The 17,732-nt window shown below is 64.0% G+C and carries 17 protein-coding genes and 1 tRNA gene; 3 read left to right on the top strand and 15 right to left on the bottom strand.

Annotated features, from left to right (window positions below; genetic code table 11):
- Position 1 precedes the first annotated feature (1 nt).
- The 4 genes from N5A93_RS13150 to N5A93_RS13135 form a co-directional block, all read right to left on the bottom strand.
- A complete protein-coding gene (locus N5A93_RS13150) occupies positions 2-1,729 on the bottom strand; it encodes a PHA/PHB synthase family protein (RefSeq protein WP_268955562.1) in 1,728 nt (575 codons plus the stop codon).
- Positions 1,730-2,350: 621 nt separating this feature from the next.
- Positions 2,351-2,440 (bottom strand) — tRNA-Ser (locus tag N5A93_RS13145).
- Positions 2,441-2,549: 109 nt separating this feature from the next.
- Entirely contained in the window at positions 2,550-3,647 is a 1,098-nt protein-coding gene (gene ychF / locus N5A93_RS13140; RefSeq protein ID WP_268955561.1) for a redox-regulated ATPase YchF, read from the bottom strand.
- Between the two features lie 80 nt (positions 3,648-3,727).
- Entirely contained in the window at positions 3,728-4,393 is a 666-nt protein-coding gene (locus N5A93_RS13135; protein WP_268955560.1) for a hypothetical protein, read from the bottom strand.
- Positions 4,394-4,531: 138 nt separating this feature from the next.
- On the opposite strand from N5A93_RS13135, the gene trpA reads away from it, so the two are divergent.
- Positions 4,532-5,323, top strand: coding sequence for a tryptophan synthase subunit alpha (gene trpA, locus N5A93_RS13130; RefSeq protein ID WP_268955559.1), 792 nt, complete (start codon positions 4,532-4,534; stop codon positions 5,321-5,323).
- A 125-nt stretch (positions 5,324-5,448) separates the two neighbouring features.
- A complete protein-coding gene (locus N5A93_RS13125) occupies positions 5,449-6,615 on the top strand; it encodes an alpha-hydroxy acid oxidase (protein ID WP_268955558.1) in 1,167 nt (388 codons plus the stop codon).
- Positions 6,616-6,739: 124 nt separating this feature from the next.
- Here the strand turns inward: N5A93_RS13125 and N5A93_RS13120 are convergent, their stop codons facing one another.
- The 10 genes from N5A93_RS13120 to N5A93_RS13075 form a co-directional block, all read right to left on the bottom strand.
- Complete coding sequence (locus tag N5A93_RS13120) at positions 6,740-7,093, bottom strand: RidA family protein (RefSeq protein WP_268955557.1); 354 nt, start codon at positions 7,091-7,093, stop codon at positions 6,740-6,742.
- Entirely contained in the window at positions 7,090-8,214 is a 1,125-nt protein-coding gene (locus tag N5A93_RS13115) for an NAD(P)/FAD-dependent oxidoreductase (protein WP_268955556.1), read from the bottom strand. Before N5A93_RS13115 ends, N5A93_RS13120 begins: the two co-directional genes overlap by 4 nt.
- Positions 8,211-9,233 carry a histone deacetylase family protein gene (locus N5A93_RS13110; protein ID WP_268955555.1) on the bottom strand — a complete coding sequence of 341 codons (1,023 nt, stop codon included), beginning with the start codon at positions 9,231-9,233 and terminating at the stop codon, positions 8,211-8,213. Before N5A93_RS13110 ends, N5A93_RS13115 begins: the two co-directional genes overlap by 4 nt.
- A complete protein-coding gene (locus N5A93_RS13105; protein ID WP_268955554.1) occupies positions 9,230-9,694 on the bottom strand; it encodes a GNAT family N-acetyltransferase in 465 nt (154 codons plus the stop codon). The genes N5A93_RS13110 and N5A93_RS13105 overlap by 4 nt, the downstream gene beginning before the upstream one ends.
- 28 nt (positions 9,695-9,722) lie before the next feature.
- Positions 9,723-10,649, bottom strand: coding sequence for a 3,5-dioxohexanoate:acetyl-CoA acetone transferase (gene kce / locus N5A93_RS13100; protein WP_268955553.1), 927 nt, complete (start codon positions 10,647-10,649; stop codon positions 9,723-9,725).
- An 18-nt stretch (positions 10,650-10,667) separates the two neighbouring features.
- A complete protein-coding gene (locus N5A93_RS13095; RefSeq protein WP_268955552.1) occupies positions 10,668-12,020 on the bottom strand; it encodes an aminotransferase family protein in 1,353 nt (450 codons plus the stop codon).
- 4 nt (positions 12,021-12,024) lie between these two features.
- Positions 12,025-13,098 carry an ABC transporter ATP-binding protein gene (locus N5A93_RS13090; protein ID WP_268955551.1) on the bottom strand — a complete coding sequence of 358 codons (1,074 nt, stop codon included), beginning with the start codon at positions 13,096-13,098 and terminating at the stop codon, positions 12,025-12,027.
- Between the two features lie 85 nt (positions 13,099-13,183).
- Positions 13,184-14,326 (bottom strand): extracellular solute-binding protein, encoded by a 1,143-nt coding sequence (locus N5A93_RS13085; protein WP_328406739.1) that lies wholly within the window; start codon positions 14,324-14,326, stop codon positions 13,184-13,186.
- Between the two features lie 59 nt (positions 14,327-14,385).
- On the bottom strand, positions 14,386-15,189 hold the full coding sequence (locus N5A93_RS13080; protein ID WP_268955549.1) for an ABC transporter permease: 804 nt from the start codon (positions 15,187-15,189) through the stop codon (positions 14,386-14,388).
- Positions 15,189-16,055 (bottom strand): ABC transporter permease, encoded by an 867-nt coding sequence (locus N5A93_RS13075; RefSeq protein WP_268955548.1) that lies wholly within the window; start codon positions 16,053-16,055, stop codon positions 15,189-15,191. The genes N5A93_RS13080 and N5A93_RS13075 overlap by 1 nt, the downstream gene beginning before the upstream one ends.
- Before the next feature lie 112 nt (positions 16,056-16,167).
- On the opposite strand from N5A93_RS13075, the gene N5A93_RS13070 reads away from it, so the two are divergent.
- Entirely contained in the window at positions 16,168-17,127 is a 960-nt protein-coding gene (locus N5A93_RS13070) for a LysR family transcriptional regulator (RefSeq protein WP_372920887.1), read from the top strand.
- A 362-nt stretch (positions 17,128-17,489) separates the two neighbouring features.
- Here the strand turns inward: N5A93_RS13070 and N5A93_RS13065 are convergent.
- Positions 17,490-17,732 (bottom strand): hypothetical protein (locus tag N5A93_RS13065; RefSeq protein WP_268955546.1); only part of this gene is annotated, 243 nt, incomplete at its 5' end.

Here is a 17,732-nt window from a genome sequence, read left to right as displayed (position 1 = left end):
ATTACTCCTGAAACACATAGGTGCCGGGCGCATCGGCCAAGGCTTTGCCCATCTTGGGCGGCTTGCCCTTGGCCCCGGAATTGTCGGCCAGCCAAGACGCCCAGGCCGGCCACCAGCTTCCGTCTTGCACATGCGCCATCTCCATCCAATCCTCGGGCGACAAGGCCTTGTCCTTATCCCGGACGGTATGGATACGGTAATGGCGGTGCTTATGGCCCGGCTCGGACAGCACACCGGCGTTGTGCCCGCCGTTGGTCAGGGCAAAGGTCACATCGGCATGCCCTAGCGCGTGAATCTTAAAGACCGATGTACACGGCGCGATATGGTCGGTCTCGGTGCCAACCGCAAATACCGGCAGCCGGATATCCCGCAGCGACACGTGATGCCCGTCCACATGATAGCGCCCCGCCGCAAGATCGTTGTTCAGGAACATGTGCCGCAGGTATTCCGAATGCATGCGCGCGGGCATGCGCGTGGTATCGGCATTCCACGCCATGAGGTCATTCATCGGCGCGTCGTCTTCGCCAAGCAGGTATTTGCGGACCATCTGCGACCAGATCAGGTCGTTCGAGCGCAGCATCTGAAAGGCGCTCATCATCTGGCTTGCGTCCAAATAGCCCTGTTCATGCATCACGTCCTCAAGGAACGACACCTGGCTTTCGTTGATGAAGAGGCTAAGCTCACCCGGCTCGCTGAAATCCGTCTGCGCGGCAAAGAGCGTCATACTAGCCAGCCGGTCATCGCCATCACGCGCCATGGCCGCCGCCGCAATCGACAAAAGCGTACCGCCCAGACAATACCCGGCACTGTGGATTTTCTTGGCCCCTGTCTGGCCTTCGATCACGTCCAAAGCCGCGCGCGGCCCGAGGTCGAGGTAATCCTGCATCCCATAATGCGCGTCCTCTGCCGTGGGGTTGCGCCATGAGATCATGAACACCGTAAAACCCTGCGCGGTCAGGTAGCGCACAAGAGAGTTCTCGGGACTGAGATCGAGAATGTAATATTTCATGATCCACGCCGGCACGATCAGCACGGGTTCGGGATGCACCGTGTCGGTGGTTGGCTCATACTGGATCAACTCGATCAGATGATTGCGATACACCACCTTGCCTGGTGTGGTCGCCACGGTCTTGCCGACCTGGCTGTTTCCGGCGGGGTGCGGCCCGTCCTTGATATCGCGAAATGCGCGTTCCAGGCCATGATGGATATTCGCCCCGCCCGTCGCCAAGGTTCGGGCCAAAACGTCCGGATTCGTGACCGGGAAATTGGACGGCGCCATGGCGTCAAGAATCTGCCGCGTGACAAAGGCCACCGAATCTTTTTTGGACGGTTCAAGTCCGGGAACGTTTCGCGTCGCCTGATCAGCCAGGTCTTCGAACAACAAGAATCCTTGCGCCATCGCCGCGAAAGGAGGTTGGCGCCATCCGTCACTTCGAAACCGACGGTCAGTTTTCGCTGGTTCGGTGGGTTTCAGATCCGGGTCATCCGGGCAACCCATCGAGACATATCGCGCCCATTGCAGCCAGCTCTCACTTGCCGACTTGACCATGTCGAGTTGCAGGTCGGGTGCCATCGCGAAATGCACGGCCCAATCACTCCACATGGCCTGCATCGAGGCAGGCGAGCCACCAAATGAGACGGTCGCCAGCTTCTTGCGAAGGGGCCGTTGCGGATAGTCACTGGGCTGAGTGTCGTCTGTGCTGGATCGCTCGGATTTAAAATCTTTCATCGGGTCCTGCCTTGCTCGTCATATGAACCCCTGCTTACGATCATTTGATGACAAGCACACAACACGTGCAAACGTCCCCCTGTCGCAAGAGCTGTGCGCAACCGCCTGCACTGGACAACGTCCGAGTACCCCGTTTTACAGGTCGGGTTAACCGCTGCAGCGAATGACCGGATTCCGCCCTTCCTTGTGGTTCACCCGTGGTTCGGCGGCGTGAGCCTGGCTGAGTGTCTGCTTCCACGTTCTGGCAAGGTTGAGTTCGCACGTGCAGAGAAGGACCGGAATCCACCCGACCTGAAGATTGCGCTTCGAGCGAGACAATCCCAAAATGCATCTCGAGTTGGGCTGCATCGAGTCATTCGCTGCCAAGGGAATTTTGGGCGGATTTCATCCGAGAGCGCCTTATGCAGTGAACGCTGCCCGTCCATGGACACGGCCCAAGACTCTCGACAGAATGCGCCCGAGCTGCCGACATTTTCTTAAACTGAAAAGGGCAGATTCGATTTTATCTCCGGTAAGAAGCAAAGTGACTTTTTGCTCTGGCATGAAATGTATCTGAAACTGTATCCACGCACACAAAAATACATGTTAATTCATACATTTCAGTGACTTGGATTTTATTTATGGCGGAGACGAAGGGATTCGAACCCTCGAGACCCTTCCGGGCCTACTCCCTTAGCAGGGGAGCGCCTTCGACCACTCGGCCACGTCTCCGCCGACGCGTATAGCCGGGCAGGTGCAAGCTTTACAAGGCGAAATTTCAGGAATTTTCCGGGCAGCGGCGCAGGCGGTGAATGCCCCCACCGCCACCGCCCGGGCGGCCTCAGGTGTTGAACAGGAAGTGCAGCACGTCGCCGTCCTTGACCACATAGGACTTGCCCTCGGCGCGCATCTTGCCCGCTTCCTTGGCGCCCTGTTCGCCACCCTGGGCGACGAAATCGTCATAGGCGATGGTTTCGGCCCGGATGAAGCCCTTCTCGAAATCGCCATGGATGACGCCGGCGGCCTTGGGGGCCGGGGTGCCGGTCGGGATCGTCCAGGCGCGCGCCTCCTTGGGGCCGACGGTGAAATAGGTCTCAAGATGCAAAAGCTCGTATCCCGCGCGGATCAGCCGGTCGAGCCCGGCCTCGGCAAGGCCCATCTCCTCGAGGAACATCTCGGCCTCTTCGGCGTCGAGCTGGCTGATCTCCTCTTCGATCCGGGCGGAAATGACCACGCTGGCGGCACCCTGTTCGGCCGCCATCGCCTCAACGCGTTCGGAAAAGGCATTGCCGCTGGCGGCGCTGCCCTCGTCCACGTTGCAGACATAGAGGATCGGCTTGGTGGTCAGCAGTTGCAGCCCCTTCCAGGCCTTCTGGTCCTCCTCCGAGATCTCGACCATGCGGGCAGGCTGGCCGTCTTCCAGCACGGCCTGCGCGGCGGCCAGCAGGCGTTCCTGCTGGGCGGCTTCCTTGTCGCCGCCCTTCAGTTTTCGCACAAGGCCCGCGCGGCGCTTTTCGATGGATTCCAGATCGGCGAGCATGAGCTCGGTCTCGATCACCTCGGCATCGGCGACCGGATCGACGCGCCCCTCCACATGGGTCACGTCGCCATCCTCGAAGCAGCGCAGCACATGGGCGATGGCGTCGACCTCGCGGATATTGGCCAGGAACTGGTTGCCCAGCCCCTCGCCCTTGGAGGCGCCCTTCACCAGCCCGGCGATGTCCACGAAGGTCATCCGGGTGGGGATGATGCTGGCGGAACCGCCGATCCGGGCCAGCGTGTCCAGCCGCGCATCGGGCACGTTCACCTCGCCCACATTGGGTTCGATCGTGCAGAACGGGAAATTCGCGGCCTGCGCGGCGGCGGTTCTCGTCAGCGCGTTGAACAGCGTCGACTTGCCCACATTGGGCAGGCCCACGATCCCCATCTTGAAGCCCATGACCGGCCCCTCCTGTTTGCATCTCGCGCCGCTTCTAATGAGGGGCGCGCGCAGACGCAAGCGGGCGCGGCGCTGCGCCGTTATTCGACGATCATCGAGGCGGTGGCATAGCCCACCGCGTGCATGTCGGTCAGGTTCACGATCTGCACATCCATGTCCGCGTCACGCCCGGTGGGGGCAAGCGCCGTGAGCGTCCCGCTACAGCCGTTTCCCGGCGCCGCATCAAAGCGCACCGGGCCGTAGGTGTTCCAGCGACAGGTCAGACCCGGCGCAATGGGTTGCAGCGCGCCCTGCACCTCGACATCGAAGCTCTCGCCCTCGGCAACCGGATTTCGCACATCCCTGATGAGAATGCGCAGATCGGAAAACTGGTTGTTATAGGGATAAACCGTGTCGACTTGCCCCAGGCGCGCGCCATCCGGGCCGGTCACGGTGATCACAGCGGGCACCTGCGTCGAGGGAATGGCATATTGCGCATCGTCGAGAATCGGCATGTTGGACTGCTTCAGCACGATCCGGCTGCAATCATCCGCTGTCTGCGTGACATGGCCGTCATAGGGCGGGGGCAGTTCCAAGGTGCAGCTCGCACCCTCCGGCAGTTCGGCCTCGTCCGGGCGGATCTGCAAGACCAGCTCCGTGCCAAGCTGGACCGACCCGCCGATCACGCGCAACTCGAAATCCGCCGCCGCCGCACCCGCAGCGCATCCCGGCGCGGCGACAAGCATCACAACCGCCAGTTTCCGCATCGCTCTCCTCCCCTCGGACCGGACTCCATTCTGCCACAGGAGTCGCCGATTCCCCAAACCCGCCGGCGCCATGCGTGTTTGACGTTGATTTCCGGCGCGCTTTTCTGCACATCACGTGAAAACGCCAAGGATGAGCCCATGACCCGCATCGACGCCAAATTCGCCGAACTGAAAGCCGCAGGCAAGAAAGCCTTCGTGGCCTATGTGATGGCGGGCGACCCGGATTACGACACCTCGCTCGAGGTGATCCGGGGCCTGCCCGGCGCGGGCGTGGACATCATCGAACTGGGCATGCCCTTCACCGACCCGATGGCCGACGGGCCGACCATCCAGCTGGCGGGGCAACGCGCACTGGCGGGCGGGCAGACGCTGGAAAAGACCCTCGCGATGGCCGCGGCCTTCCGCAAGGAGGACGACACCACCCCGATCGTGATGATGGGCTACTACAATCCGATCTATAATCGCGGGGTCGACAAGTTCCTCGCGGATGCCAAGGCGGCCGGGATCGACGGGCTGATCGTGGTCGACCTGCCCCCCGAAGAGGATGACGAGCTCTGCATCCCCGCGCAAAAGGCCGGGCTGAACTTCATCCGCCTCGCCACGCCCACCACCGACGACAAGCGCCTGCCAAAGGTGCTCGAGAACACCAGCGGCTTCGTCTATTACGTCTCGATCACCGGGATCACCGGCGCCGCCGCCGCCGAGGCCGCCGATGTCGCCCCCGAGGTGACCCGCATCAAGAAGCAGACCGACCTGCCGGTGATCGTGGGCTTCGGCATCCGCAGCCCCGAAACCAGCCGCGCCATCGCGGGCGTCGCGGATGGGGCCGTGGTGGGCTCGGCCATAGTCGGCAAACTGGCGGACGGCATGCCGGTGCCCGATGTGCTGGCCTTCGTGAAGGGGCTCGCGGACGGGGCGCATTCAGCCTGAACCGCGCCGCCCCGGCGATTGCGGCAGGGCGTGACGGCGCAGGACAGGGCGTGACGGGGCAGCACATTGCGCCTGCCCCGAGCGACTGGTAATGAAATCAGACCAGTTTTGCGCCGGAGTGCCCCATGCCCGTCATCACCTGTATCGACGATCTCAAACGCATCTATCGCCGCCGCGTGCCGAAGATGTTCTACGACTACACCGAATCCGGCAGCTGGACCGAACAGACCTTCCGCGAGAACAGCAGCGATTTTTCCGACATCTACCTGCGCCAGCGGGTCGCCGTGGACATGGACGGGCGCAGCACCGCCAGCACCATGATCGGGCAGGATGTCGCGATGCCGGTGGCGCTGGCCCCGGTCGGGCTGACGGGGATGCAGCACGCCGATGGCGAGATCAAGGCCGCGCGTGCCGCCGAGGCGTTCGGCGTGCCCTTCACGCTTTCGACCATGTCGATCTGCTCGATCGAGGACATCGCCGAGAACACATCCAAACCGTTCTGGATGCAGGTCTACACGCTCAAGGACGATGATTTCATGCAGCGCCTGTTCGACCGGGCGCGCGAGGCGAAATGCTCGGCCGCGATGATCACCGTGGACCTTCAGGTGCTGGGCCAGCGCCACCGCGACCTCAAGAACGGGCTGAGCGCGCCGCCCAAGCTCACCCCGGCCTCACTCGCCAACATGATGACCAAGGTGCAATGGGGTCTTGGCATGCTGGGCACGAAGCGGCGCTTCTTCGGCAATATCGTGGGCCATGCCAAGGGCGTGGCGGACCCGTCGTCGCTCAGCACATGGACCGCCGAGGCGTTTGACCCCTCGCTTGACTGGGACCGTATCCGCGAGTTTCGCAAGATGTGGGACGGGCCGCTGATCATCAAGGGCATCATGGATGCGCGCGACGCGCGCGAGGCGCTCAATGTGGGGGCCGACGCGATCATCGTGTCCAACCATGGCGGACGACAGCTTGATGGCGCGCTCAGCGCGATCCGCGCGCTGCCCGCGATCATGGACGCGATCGGCGACCGGATCGAGGTCCATCTCGACAGCGGCATCCGCAGCGGCCAGGACGTGCTCAAGGCGCTGGCGATGGGGGCCAAGGGCACCTATGTCGGGCGCGCCTATGTCTATGGGCTGGGGGCGATGGGGCAGGCGGGCGTGACCCGCGCGCTCGAGGTGATCCACAAGGAACTGGATGTCTCGATGGCGCTGTGCGGGCGGCGCGACGTGCGCGATCTTGACCGCGACATCCTGATGATCCCCGAAGGGTTCGAGGGGCGCTGGCAGGCATAGATGTCGCGCGCCAGCGCGCATGGCACGGACGGGACGCCTCCGGCGGGAGTATTTGGGGCAAGATGAAGCCTGCGGGCCGCGCATGAAACCGGCACGGCCCGCGTAAGCGCGATCAGGCCCGCCTTCAGCTCTGCGCGGCGGTGATCAGCAATTCGACGCGATATTCAGGCGTGGCCAGTTTCGCCTCGCCGCAGGCGCGCGCCGGGGCATGGCCCTTGGGCACCCAGGCATCCCAGACCGCGTTCATCTCGGCGAAATCGGACATGTCGGCCAGCCAGATGGTGCATTGCAGGATACGGGTCGCGTCCGAACCGGCCTCGGCCAGCAGCGCCTCGGCTTTTTCGATACAGGTGCGGGTCTGGTCGGCGACGCTGTCGCCGGGATTGCCGACCTGGCCCGCCAGGTAGATCGTGCCGTTATGGATCACGATCTGGCTCATGCGGTCGCCGGTGTGGTGGCGGGTGATCTCGGTTGTCATTGGGGGTGTCCTTCTCGGGGTTGATGAAAACGTTGTGGCGAAAGCGCCGCAAGGGTCGCGGCAGAAAGATCGGGGCGCGCGCCGGTGATCAGCGCGGCGCTGAGGCGCGCCAGCGCGGGCGCGGTCTGCACGCCGTAGCCGCCCTGCCCGGCCAGCCAGAAGAAGCCCTCGGCATCGTCGGCGAAACCGGCGACCGGGGTGCGGTCGGGCACGAAGCTGCGCAGCCCAGCCCAGTTGCGCTCGACCCGGGTGACCGGAACGGTGACGGCCTGTTCATAGCGGTCCAGCCCCTCGGCCAGCACCATGTCGTCGGCCCAGGCGTCATGCGGATCGACCGGGTCTTCGTCGGCGGGCGAGACCATCAGCTTGCCCGCCTCGGGCTTGGCGTACCAGCGCTCCGTGATCGCGCCGAAAAGCGGCCAGTGGTCCACGCTGTGGCCTTCGGGCGCAGGCAGGATCGCCGCCGAGCGGCGCATCGGGCTCAGGCCCACCGGGGTGACCCCGGCCATATGCGCCACCGCATCGGCCCAGGCCCCGGCGGCATTGAGCAGCACCGGCGCGCTATGGGTCTCGCCGCCCGCCGTCACCTGCCAGGATGTGTGGGCGCGCGCGATGGCGCTGACCGGTGCGCCGGTCACCACCTCGCCGCCCCGCGCCTTGAGCAGGCACGCATAGCCCTGCAACATGCGGTCCACGTCGATATCCTGCGCATCGCGTTCCAGCATCGCGGCGGCGATCAAACCGGGGCGCAGGATCGGCACCAGTTCGACGGCCTGCGCCGCGTCGAGCCGCTCGATCCCGGTGGCGCCCTCGCAATAGGCGTCCAGCACCGGCAATTCGGCCTCGGTGGCGATCATCAGCTCGCCGCGCGGCGACAAGAGCGAGCGATCCGAGATGCCCTCGGGAGATTCGAACACCGGCGCGGCGGCGGCGTTGAGCGCGCGCAGCGTGGCATTGCCGTAATTGCGGATGAAGATCGCCGCCGAGCGCCCGGTCGAATGATAGCCAAGCTGCGGCTCGGCCTCGATCACGGTGACGCTGGCATGGGCGGCAAGCTCGGCCGCCGCGCTGATCCCGGCGATGCCGCCGCCGATCACGATGATATCGCGGTGCAGGCTCATGCGCCCTCGAAGCCGGTCAGGACCGATGTCAGGTTCGCGCCCAGCTCGTCACAAAGATACCCGCCCTCCTGCACGAACAGCACCGGCAGGCCCAGCCCGGCAATGGCCGCGCCGATCCGCGCGAAACCGGGGGTGGTGACGGCGAAGCCCTGGAACGGGTCGCCCTCATAGGCGTCAAGGCCAAGGCCGACCACCACGACATCCGCGCCGAACGCCTCGACGCGCGCGAGCCCGGTATCGAGCGCCTTGAGGAAAGCGTCGTCATCGGTGCCGCGCGGCAGCGGCAGGTTGAGGTTGTAACCCAGGCCCCGCCCCGCGCCGCGCTCATCTCCGTGGCCCCAGAAGAACGGATAAAAGCGCACCGGGTCGGCATGCAGCGACACCGTCAGCACATCGTCGCGATCATAAAAAATGCCCTGTGTGCCATTGCCGTGATGCACATCCACATCAAGGATCGCCGGGCGCAGCCCGCGCATGCGCAGCCGCTCGGCGGCGATGCCGGCGTTGTTGAGAAAACAGAAGCCCCCGGCCAGATCGCCAAAGGCGTGATGCCCCGGCGGGCGCGACAGCGCATAGGCCGCGCGCTCGCCCGCGGCCAGCAGGTCGGCGCCCGTCACCGCCACCTGCGCCGACCAATAGGCCGCCTCCCATGTGCCCTCGCCGATGGGACAGGCGGTATCGGCCTGGTGATAGCCCGCCTGCCCCACAGCCGAGCGCGGATAGCTGTCGCTGCGATTGGCGGGGTGGACGTTGGGGATCACCTCTTCGCCGGCATCGGGGATGCGTTGCCAGCGGGTATAGATGTTTTGCAGGAAGGTCAGGTATTCGGGCGAATGCAGCGCCGCGATCGGCCCCAGCCCGGCATCGCCCGGCCCCTGCATCGTGCAGCCCGCATCGCGCGCGCCGCTCAGCAGCTTTTCGATGCGCGCGGGTTGCTCGGGGCTTGGCAGCAGCTTGCCATTGGCCATGAAATGTTTCGGGTCATGGCGCCATTGCCGGTCGTCGAATACCGCTTTCATCCCGCGTTCCTCATCAGTTCCGCAAAGCCCTCGGGGCCGAGTTTCATCACCGTCGCATCGGTCTGCGGCTCAAAGCCCAGCCGCTCATAGAACCGGCGCGAGGCGGTCGAATGATCATAGACCGCCAGCGTCAGCCACCTCGCGCGCCAGAGCCGCCCGGCGCGCACGCCCACGGCCCCCAGAAGCCGCCGCCCCAGCCCGAGGCCGCGCGCCGCATCCGCCACCCACAGATCCGATACATACACACCCGCCGCACCGCGCACAGTCGAAAACACCGGGCTGAACAGCGCCGCACCGCGCAGCGCACCGCCATGAAGCGCCAGCATCCCGTGCGCCGCCGGATGCGCACCGCAAAGCGCGCGCGCCAGCGCCGCGCGCCCCGCAACATGGGAATCGCCCAGATCACCGCTCAGGCGGCGCAGCGCCTCATCCAGCAGATCAAGGTCGCGCTCGGTGGTCACGGGGGTAAGGGCAATATCCTGCATCACGTCAAATCGCGGTTCTGTCGGCGCCTTTCAGCCCCAGCATATCGCGCGCCTTTGCGGGTGATGCAACCGTGCGGCCCAGCGCCTCGACGATACCGCGGATCTTGACCACCTGTTCGGCATTGCTGCGCGCCAGCTGGCCGCGCGCGATGGTCAGGCTGTCTTCCAGCCCGACGCGCACATGCCCGCCCATCGCCGCCGCCATGGTGATCAGCGGCATCTGATGACGCCCGGCCGCCAGCACCGAGAACATGTAATCCTTGCCGAAAAGCTTGTCGGCGATGCGGACCATATGGGTCAGGTTCTCGGGGTCGGCGCCCATGCCCCCCAGCACGCCGAAGACGAACTGGATGAACAGCGGCGCGCGCACCAGCCCGCGATCGACGAAATGCTTGAGCATGTAGAGATGCGACAGGTCATAGCACTCGAACTCGAACCGCGCGCCGCGCTCCTGCCCCAACTCGCTCAGGATGCGCGCGATATCGCGCGGCGTGTTCTTGAACACCAGATCGTCGGACTCTTCGAGGAAGGGTTTTTCCCAGTCATGCTTCCATTCGGTGATCCGCTCCGCCGCCGGGTATAGCGCGAAATTCATCGACCCCATGTTGAGCGAGGCCATCTCGGGCTCGGCCCGCAAGGGCGCGGCCAGACGCTCGTCAAGGCTCATGATCGCGCTGCCCCCGGTCGACAGGTTCAGCACCGCGTCACTGCGTTGGTGGATGCGCGGCAGGAAGGCCATGAAATGATCCACATCCGCCGAAGGCCGCCCGGTTTCCGGGTCGCGCGCATGCAGATGCAGGATCGACGCGCCCGCCTCGGCGGCACCGACCGCCTGTTCGGTGATCTCCTCGGCGCTGACCGGCAGGTGCGGCGACATCGAAGGCGTGTGAATCGAGCCCGTGACCGCACAGGTGATGATGATGTCCGACATGGTTTGTCCTGTCCTGCCTTAGGCGATCCGGTCCAGCTCGGGTCGGATCTCGTCGGTGAATTGCGCCAGCGACACATCCAGCATTCCGGTGATCTCGTCGAGATGCGTTTCGGTGACGATCATCGGCGGGGCGACGATGATATGGTCGCCCTCCACGCCGTCGCGGGTGCGCCGCGAATAGACGATCAGCCCGTTGTCATAGGCGATGTTCACGAAACGGTCGAAAGCCTTCAGATGCTTGGGCAATGGCGCCTTGCTGCCGCGGTCGGCCATGAATTCGAACGCCGTCAAAAGCCCCTTGCCGCGCACGTCGCCGATAATGCCATAGCGCTGCATCAACCCTTCCAGACGCGCGATCAGCTTGTCGCCCATGATCGCGGCGTTGCGGGTCAGGCCCTGTCGTTCGATCTCGTCGATCACGGCGACACCGGCGGCGCAGGCCAGCGGGTTTCCGGCATAGGTATAGCCATGCAGGAAGCCGCCATGATCCAGCACGGTTTCCACCAGCCGCTCATGCACCACCATCGCGCCCAGCGGCACGTAACCGGCGGCAAAGCCCTTGGACATGACGATGATGTCGGGGCTGAGGTTCCAGTGATCGGCCGCAAGAAACGCGCCGGTGCGCCCCGCGCCGGTCATGACCTCGTCAAGGATGAAAAGGATACCATATTTGCGGCAAATCTGCTGCACCCGCTCCATGTAGCCGCGCGGCGGCGGCAGCGCCCCGGTCGAGGCCCCGCCCACCGGTTCCACGATAAAGCCAAGCACGGTTTCGGGGCCTTCCTCGATGATCTTGGCTTCCAGCATGTCGGCATAGTGATGCCCGGTCGCCTCGTCGTCGGGGTCAAGCCCGTCAAGATAGGCGCGCGGCGCAGGCACCTTGGGCATGGCCTGCATCATCGGCGCGAAGGGCTGGGTCAGCGGGTCATAGGATGTGATCGCCAGCGCCCCAAGCGTGCAGCCGTGATAGCTGGGCGCGCGGCTGATGATCTTCCAGCGGCTGCCCTCGCCCCTTGCCAGCGCATATTGGCGCGCCATCTTCATCGCGCTTTCCACCGCTTCGGACCCGCCCGAGACAAAGAACACCCGGTTCAGCCCCTCGGGGCAGAGCGCAGCGGTCTTGGCGGCCAGTTCCTCCGAGGCTTCGGTCTCGAAATGCAGCCGGTAGCCGAATGTGGATTTCTCCATCTGGCGGCGCATCGCCTCCAGCACGTTTTCGTTTGAATGGCCGATATTGCACACCATCGCCCCGCTCGAGCCGTCGAGGTAACGCTTGCCGTCCACATCCCACATGTAGACGCCGCGTGCCTGGTCCAGCACCGGACGGCGCTGACGCCCCTGATAGAACAGATGGCTTGGTCTTTGATTCATCTTCTTACCCCGGCAAAGCGGCGCAATCCTGCGGCCGCAAAAGCAGATTGACCTCGGTGCCCTCGGCAAAGGGATAGCCGTCGATCATGTTGATGGCCTGTAGCTGCGTGTCGCCCGCGCGCACGAAATAGCGCACCGCCTGGCCCTGGTAATCCACCGTCTCGACATGCGCCGGGACGCTGACGACCCCATCGGGGGCGGGGGATTGTGACAGCTGAAGCTTTTCGGCGCGCACCACCAGCTTGGCCGGGCCAGGCCCCTTGATGAGGGGCGCTTTTTCGGCCGGGATCGCCAGCTTGCCGAATATCGGCGCCTCGAGGGCGACCTTGTCGGCGCCGATATCGGTGCATTTGCCTTCGAGGATGTTGGAGGCGCCAAGGAAATTGGCGACGAACTCGCTGGACGGGGTGTTGTAGACCTCCTGGGGCGCGCCGACCTGTTCCACCCGGCCCGCTGACATCACCACGATCTGATCCGACATGGCCAGCGCCTCGGACTGGTCATGGGTCACGAAAACCGTGGTCACGCCGATCCGCTCCTGGATGCGCTTGAGTTCGACGCGCATGTCCTCGCGCAGGTTCGCGTCAAGCGCCGACAGCGGCTCGTCAAGCAACAGCACGTCCGGTTCAATGACGATGGCGCGCGCCAGCGCAATGCGCTGTTGCTGCCCGCCCGAAAGTTCCTTGGGATAGCGTTCGCCCACATTGGGCAATTGCACCAGCTCCAGTGCATCCTGCACGCGGCGGCGGATGTCGCCCGAGGGCACGTCGCGGTATTTCAGCCCGAAGGCCACGTTCTCGGCCACGGTCTTGTGCGGAAAGAGCGCGTAATTCTGGAACACCAGCCCCAGGTTGCGCTTGTGGATGGGCACGTCGTTGACGCGCTTGCCGCCGATCAGGATCTCGCCCTCGGTCGGATCCAGCAGCCCCGCGATCATCCGCAGGTTGGTGGTCTTGCCACATCCCGACGGCCCCAGCAGCGTGACGAACGCGCCCTCGGCGATCTCCAGCGAGGACTGGTGCACGGCGGTGAAGGTGCCGAAACGCTTGACGATATTGTTCAGGGTGACGGCGCTCATCCAAGGCCTCCTGCGGCAGTGAAATCGGATATCGGTGGACGATCCCGGTCCCGAACGCGGGCCGGAATCGTCGCTTTCACGCGGTTCAGTAACCCTTCTGGACGCGTCCGAAGGTCTTGGACCATTCCTGCTCGTTGCCGTTCCAGTACTCCGGATCGGCAAAGGTCAGCCCCTCCAGCGTGCCGGTCGGATCGAACGCGGGCAGGCTCGGGATCTTGTCGCCCAGATCCACCTTCTGCGGGTCGAGCGCGGGCGGATAGTTCTGCCCTTCGGCCACCGCGATCGAGGTCTCGGGCGCCAGCATGAAGTTCAGCAACTCCTCGCAGGCCTCCATCGGGCTGCCCTTGATCACGAACAGGCATTCCTGCCAGCCCATGCCGTTGGGCGGGTCGATATAGCCCATGTCGTGGCCCTGCTCCTGAAGCGCATAGATACGGCCCGACCAGCCCTCGGTCACGTACACCTCTTCCTCGGCCAGCAGGCTCATCAGCTCGGCACCCGACCCCCAGTATTTCAGGCTCAGGTCGCGATGCGTGCGCACGGCATCCCATGCGGCCTCGATATCCTCGATGTTGTTGGGGTCCTGCCCGGTCTGTAAGGCGGCATACCAAAGCCGCGTGCGCCAGTCGCTCCAACCCGCGATCTTGCCCTTGTAGGCCTCGTCGATCAGCAGCATCGCGCCCTTTTCCTTGGCCTCCTCGTCCGAGATATGCTTGCGGTTATAGGCGATGCCGGTGGTGCCGTAATCATAGGGCACGCAGGACAGCTTGCCGTCGCTCACCTTGCGGAACACGTCGACCAGCTTGGGAATGACGAATTCCAGGTTGGGGATGTTGTCCTCGTTCAGCTCGGCGCTCAGACCCAGGTTGTGATAGCGTGCGTAATCGAACACGCCCGACAGGTGCGCGATGTTGTATTCGCCCTCCTGGCTGGCCTTGACGCGGCTCAGATATTCGTCGCCGCCCCCGAAGGTGCCGTCCACAACCTCGATCCCGGTCTTGGCGGTATAGGGGTCAAAGGCATGTTCGCGGAACGCCTCGGACACGACGCCGCCCCAGCCGTCAAAGCGCACCTGGCTTACGGTCTGGGCATTGGCATAGCGGGCAAAGGGCGTGGTGACGCCATAAGCCAGACCGGCCGCGCCGATCAGGCCAAGGAAGGAGCGGCGGTCAAGATCGCCGTTCATGTAACGCTCGCGCAACCGCTCGTAGCGTGTCGTGTTGTCCATCTTCTTGGTCATTGGTCACTCCTTGTTGAGATGGGTTTTTTGTTATGTCGCGGCCGACTCTACCCGCCGCTCTTGGTTGACAGTTTACGCGCCAGCGCCAACCCCAGAAGGGGCAGGCCGACCGTCATCAGGATCATCACCGTTCCCAGCGCGTTGATCTCGGGGCTGATCGAATTGCGCAGCATCGCGAAAATCTGCGTCGGCACGGTTTCCACACCACCGGGCTTCCAGAACAGGGTGCCGGTGATGTCGTCGAAACTGATGGTGAAGGCAAACAGCGCCCCCGCCAGAACCGCCGGCAGCATCAAGGGCAAGGTCACCTGAAAGAACGTCTGGCGCGGGCTGGCGCCAAGGCTCATCGCGGCCTCTTCGATATCGCGCTTGATCGAAACCAGCCGCGCCTGCACCACCAGGATCACGAACGGCAGGGTAAAGATGACATGACCCAGAAGCAGCAGGGTAAAGCTCTTGTTGATCTGAAGGAAGTTCAGGAACAAGAGCAGCGCCACCGCCAGCACCACCTCGGGCACCAGGATCGGCGCGATCAGCAGCGTCGAGATCATGTTCGCCCCCGGCACCCGGTACCGCACCAGCGCAAGGCTCGCCAGAACCCCCAGCGTTGTCGAGATCGCCGCCGTCAGCAGGCCCAGAACAACCGATGTGCGGAACGCCCGCAGGATCGCGTCATTCTGCGCCAGTTCGACGAACCAGCGAAACGAAAAACCTGTCATCGGGAAACTGCCGAACTGGCTGGCGTTGAAGCTCAGCAGAACCACGACCGCCACCGGCAGGAACATGAAGATATAGACCAGCACCGTCCAGGCGCGCACCAGGTTCCATCCGATCGAAGCCCCCTCGCGCATCAGCCCAGCCCCTTCATCAGTTGCGCCATGCCCAGATAGCGGTTGTAGATCAGCACCAGCGCGCCCAGCACCGCCAGCAGCATCAGGCTCAGCGCCGACCCCAGCGGCCAGTTGAGCTGCGTGATGATCGCCTCGAACACCAGGTTCGCGAACATCGCATCCCTCGGCCCGCCCAGAACCAGCGGCGTGATATAGGTGCCCGCGCCCAGCACGAAACACAAAAGCCCCCCCGCCGCCAGCCCCGGCAGCGACAAGGGCAGCGTCACCTGCAGAAAGGCCTGCCAGCGCGTCGCGCCCAGCGAATTGGCGGCATCCTCGAGGTTGGTGTCGATCCCGTCGAGGCTGACAAAGACGTTCAGCACCATGAAGGGCAGCAGGAAATGCACGAGCCCCAGGATCACGGTGGTTTCATTGTAAAGCATCTGGATCGGCTCGCCGATCACGCCCAGCCAGATCAGCACCGAATTGAGCGCGCCCGACACGCCCAGAATGTTGATCCAGCTCATCGTGCGGATGATATAGCTGATCCAGAACGGCAGCATCAGCAGCAACAGCAGGATCACCTTGTTGCCCTTGGCGCGGGCGATGAAATACGCCGCCGGATAGCCCATCACGGCACAGACGAATGTGGTGATCGCCGCGATCTTGAGCGTGTTGAGCAGGATATCGCGGTAAAATGCGTCGCTCAGCGCCTCCTGCCAGTTGTCGAGGAAAAAGCCCACCTCGTCGCCGCCCGTCGCCGTGCGCAGCCAGAACGAATAGATCACGATGAAGATCAGCGGCACGAACAGCAGAAGCGCCACCGCCGTCAGGGCCGGTGACAACAAGATCCAAGGTTGCCGCGCCTCACGGGCTTCGACCGACATATGCCTTCCCTTCCTGTCGCGCGCCCGTTCTTGGCCGGGCTTGATTTCACGATGCAAAGGCGGCAAGCATTTATCAAATAGATAATTGGAATTGTCACTATAGATGAAATCAATGGACATCCCCGACCACGCCGACCGCTTCATGCGCGATCTCGACTGGAACCTGTTGCGCAGCTTCGTCGTGCTGGCGCAGTCCCGCTCGGTGACCGAGGCCGCCCACAAGCTGCGCCTGACCCAGCCATCGGTCTCGACCGCGCTCAAGCGGCTGGAAGACCGTGTCGGGCGCCGCCTGATCGACCGCAAGCCGGGGCATTTCGAACTCACGCGCGCGGGGCAGTTGCTTTACCGCGAGGCGGTGGACATCCAGGGCTCGATCCTGCGCCTCTCGACATTGATGCGCGAAATGACCGACGAGGTGACGGGCCATGTGCGCATCGCGCTGGCCAGCCATGTTGTCTGCCCGCTGCTGGACAAAGTGCTATCGGAATTCCACGTCGAACACCCGCGCGCGACACTGTCGATCGAGGTGCTCTCATCGGCCGAGGCGATCAGCTCGGTCACCGGGCGGTTTTCGTCCTTCGCGGTCTGCCTTGTGCATGAGCGCAATCCCAAGCTGGAATATCTGCGCATCTATCGCGAATTTTTCGGCCTGTTCTGCGGCCCGCCGCATCCGCTTTTCGGACGCGCCGACCTGACCCGCGCCGACCTTGCGGGTCACTCCGCCGTCAGCTTCGACACCGACCGTCTTCAGGATGCGCTCAAACCCGTGGCACTGATGCGCGCCGAGGCCGATATGGGCGAGGCGGTGATCGGCACCTCCAGCCATCTCGAGGAAGTCCGCCGCATGGTGATCGCGGGTCTCGGCATCGGCCCCCTGCCCGTCCATGTCGCCAAGCGCGACGTGGATGACGGCGTCATGTGGCAATTGCCCCCCTATGACAATCCGCCCCCCATCGACGTGCATGTGGTCTGGAACCCCAAGGCCACCCTGAACCGCGCCGAACAATCCCTGCTCGACCGCCTGCGCGACCGCATCGAAGCCACCCCGATGGACCAGCGCACCTATCGCTAGTGTCCGGCACCTCAGGCAAGAGACCCGACAGGAGTTTCCAGCCCTTCGCGGTCGTTCAGCGTGCCGGGCTATCGCCGGACCGCGGGATGGCGAACGACATTCATTCGAGGCGCTTTATCCCTGCCAGATCCGCGCTTCATTCATTCGGCGCGCCCAACCTCACCAAATCGCCAGCCCGGGGGGCGGTCTGGCGATAGCCCGGCACCTTCGGTGCTGTTCGGGCCGGCAGTGAAATTCCCTTGCGTCCGCACTGCCGCCCCTCGCCCCTCCCTGATTGCGAAACCTGATGTCAGGTGCAGAACACCAGAGGGGTGGTCGTGAGGCAGGTTCTGACGGACTCCCGGCGCTTTGCCGGGCAGTGGTCATGTGCCGCGTGCCTTCCAGTATCTTGCCGCCTCATTGCGGATCATGTCGGGTGTTCTGGCCTTCAGGAACCGCAGCGGGATGTGAATCGCACCGGGCAGACATGTCGGCGCGAGAATGGCCAGCCGATGGGCCTTTCGCAGAGAGAGTGTCCGATCTTTTGTGTATGACTGATCCGGTTCATGCTTCACCAAAAGGAAGCATGCATGACCATCTCGAAAGAAATCCTGGACGAACTGCTT

Source organism: Roseovarius salincola, assembly GCF_026891095.1.
Classification (GTDB): Bacteria; Pseudomonadota; Alphaproteobacteria; order Rhodobacterales; family Rhodobacteraceae; genus Roseovarius; species Roseovarius salincola.
Note: the sequence above shows the minus strand (reverse complement) of the source record. Positions and strands in the feature narration are given on the sequence as shown.

What these genes read in the sequence shown, in the direction of transcription:
- N5A93_RS13070 (WP_372920887.1), top strand. Translation starts at nt 16,168, where the DNA reads ATGGACATCCCCGACCACGCCGACCGCTTCATGCGCGATCTCGACTGG.
- N5A93_RS13085 (WP_328406739.1), bottom strand. Translation starts at nt 14,326, where the DNA reads ATGGACAACACGACACGCTACGAGCGGTTGCGCGAGCGTTACATGAAC.
- trpA (WP_268955559.1), top strand. Translation starts at nt 4,532, where the DNA reads ATGACCCGCATCGACGCCAAATTCGCCGAACTGAAAGCCGCAGGCAAG.
- N5A93_RS13125 (WP_268955558.1), top strand. Translation starts at nt 5,449, where the DNA reads ATGCCCGTCATCACCTGTATCGACGATCTCAAACGCATCTATCGCCGC.
- N5A93_RS13110 (WP_268955555.1), bottom strand. Translation starts at nt 9,233, where the DNA reads ATGAAAGCGGTATTCGACGACCGGCAATGGCGCCATGACCCGAAACAT.
- kce (WP_268955553.1), bottom strand. Translation starts at nt 10,649, where the DNA reads ATGTCGGACATCATCATCACCTGTGCGGTCACGGGCTCGATTCACACG.
- N5A93_RS13115 (WP_268955556.1), bottom strand. Translation starts at nt 8,214, where the DNA reads ATGAGCCTGCACCGCGATATCATCGTGATCGGCGGCGGCATCGCCGGG.
- N5A93_RS13095 (WP_268955552.1), bottom strand. Translation starts at nt 12,020, where the DNA reads ATGAATCAAAGACCAAGCCATCTGTTCTATCAGGGGCGTCAGCGCCGT.
- N5A93_RS13150 (WP_268955562.1), bottom strand. Translation starts at nt 1,729, where the DNA reads ATGAAAGATTTTAAATCCGAGCGATCCAGCACAGACGACACTCAGCCC.
- N5A93_RS13120 (WP_268955557.1), bottom strand. Translation starts at nt 7,093, where the DNA reads ATGACAACCGAGATCACCCGCCACCACACCGGCGACCGCATGAGCCAG.
- N5A93_RS13075 (WP_268955548.1), bottom strand. Translation starts at nt 16,055, where the DNA reads ATGTCGGTCGAAGCCCGTGAGGCGCGGCAACCTTGGATCTTGTTGTCA.
- N5A93_RS13135 (WP_268955560.1), bottom strand. Translation starts at nt 4,393, where the DNA reads ATGCGGAAACTGGCGGTTGTGATGCTTGTCGCCGCGCCGGGATGCGCT.
- ychF (WP_268955561.1), bottom strand. Translation starts at nt 3,647, where the DNA reads ATGGGCTTCAAGATGGGGATCGTGGGCCTGCCCAATGTGGGCAAGTCG.
- N5A93_RS13090 (WP_268955551.1), bottom strand. Translation starts at nt 13,098, where the DNA reads ATGAGCGCCGTCACCCTGAACAATATCGTCAAGCGTTTCGGCACCTTC.
- N5A93_RS13080 (WP_268955549.1), bottom strand. Translation starts at nt 15,189, where the DNA reads ATGCGCGAGGGGGCTTCGATCGGATGGAACCTGGTGCGCGCCTGGACG.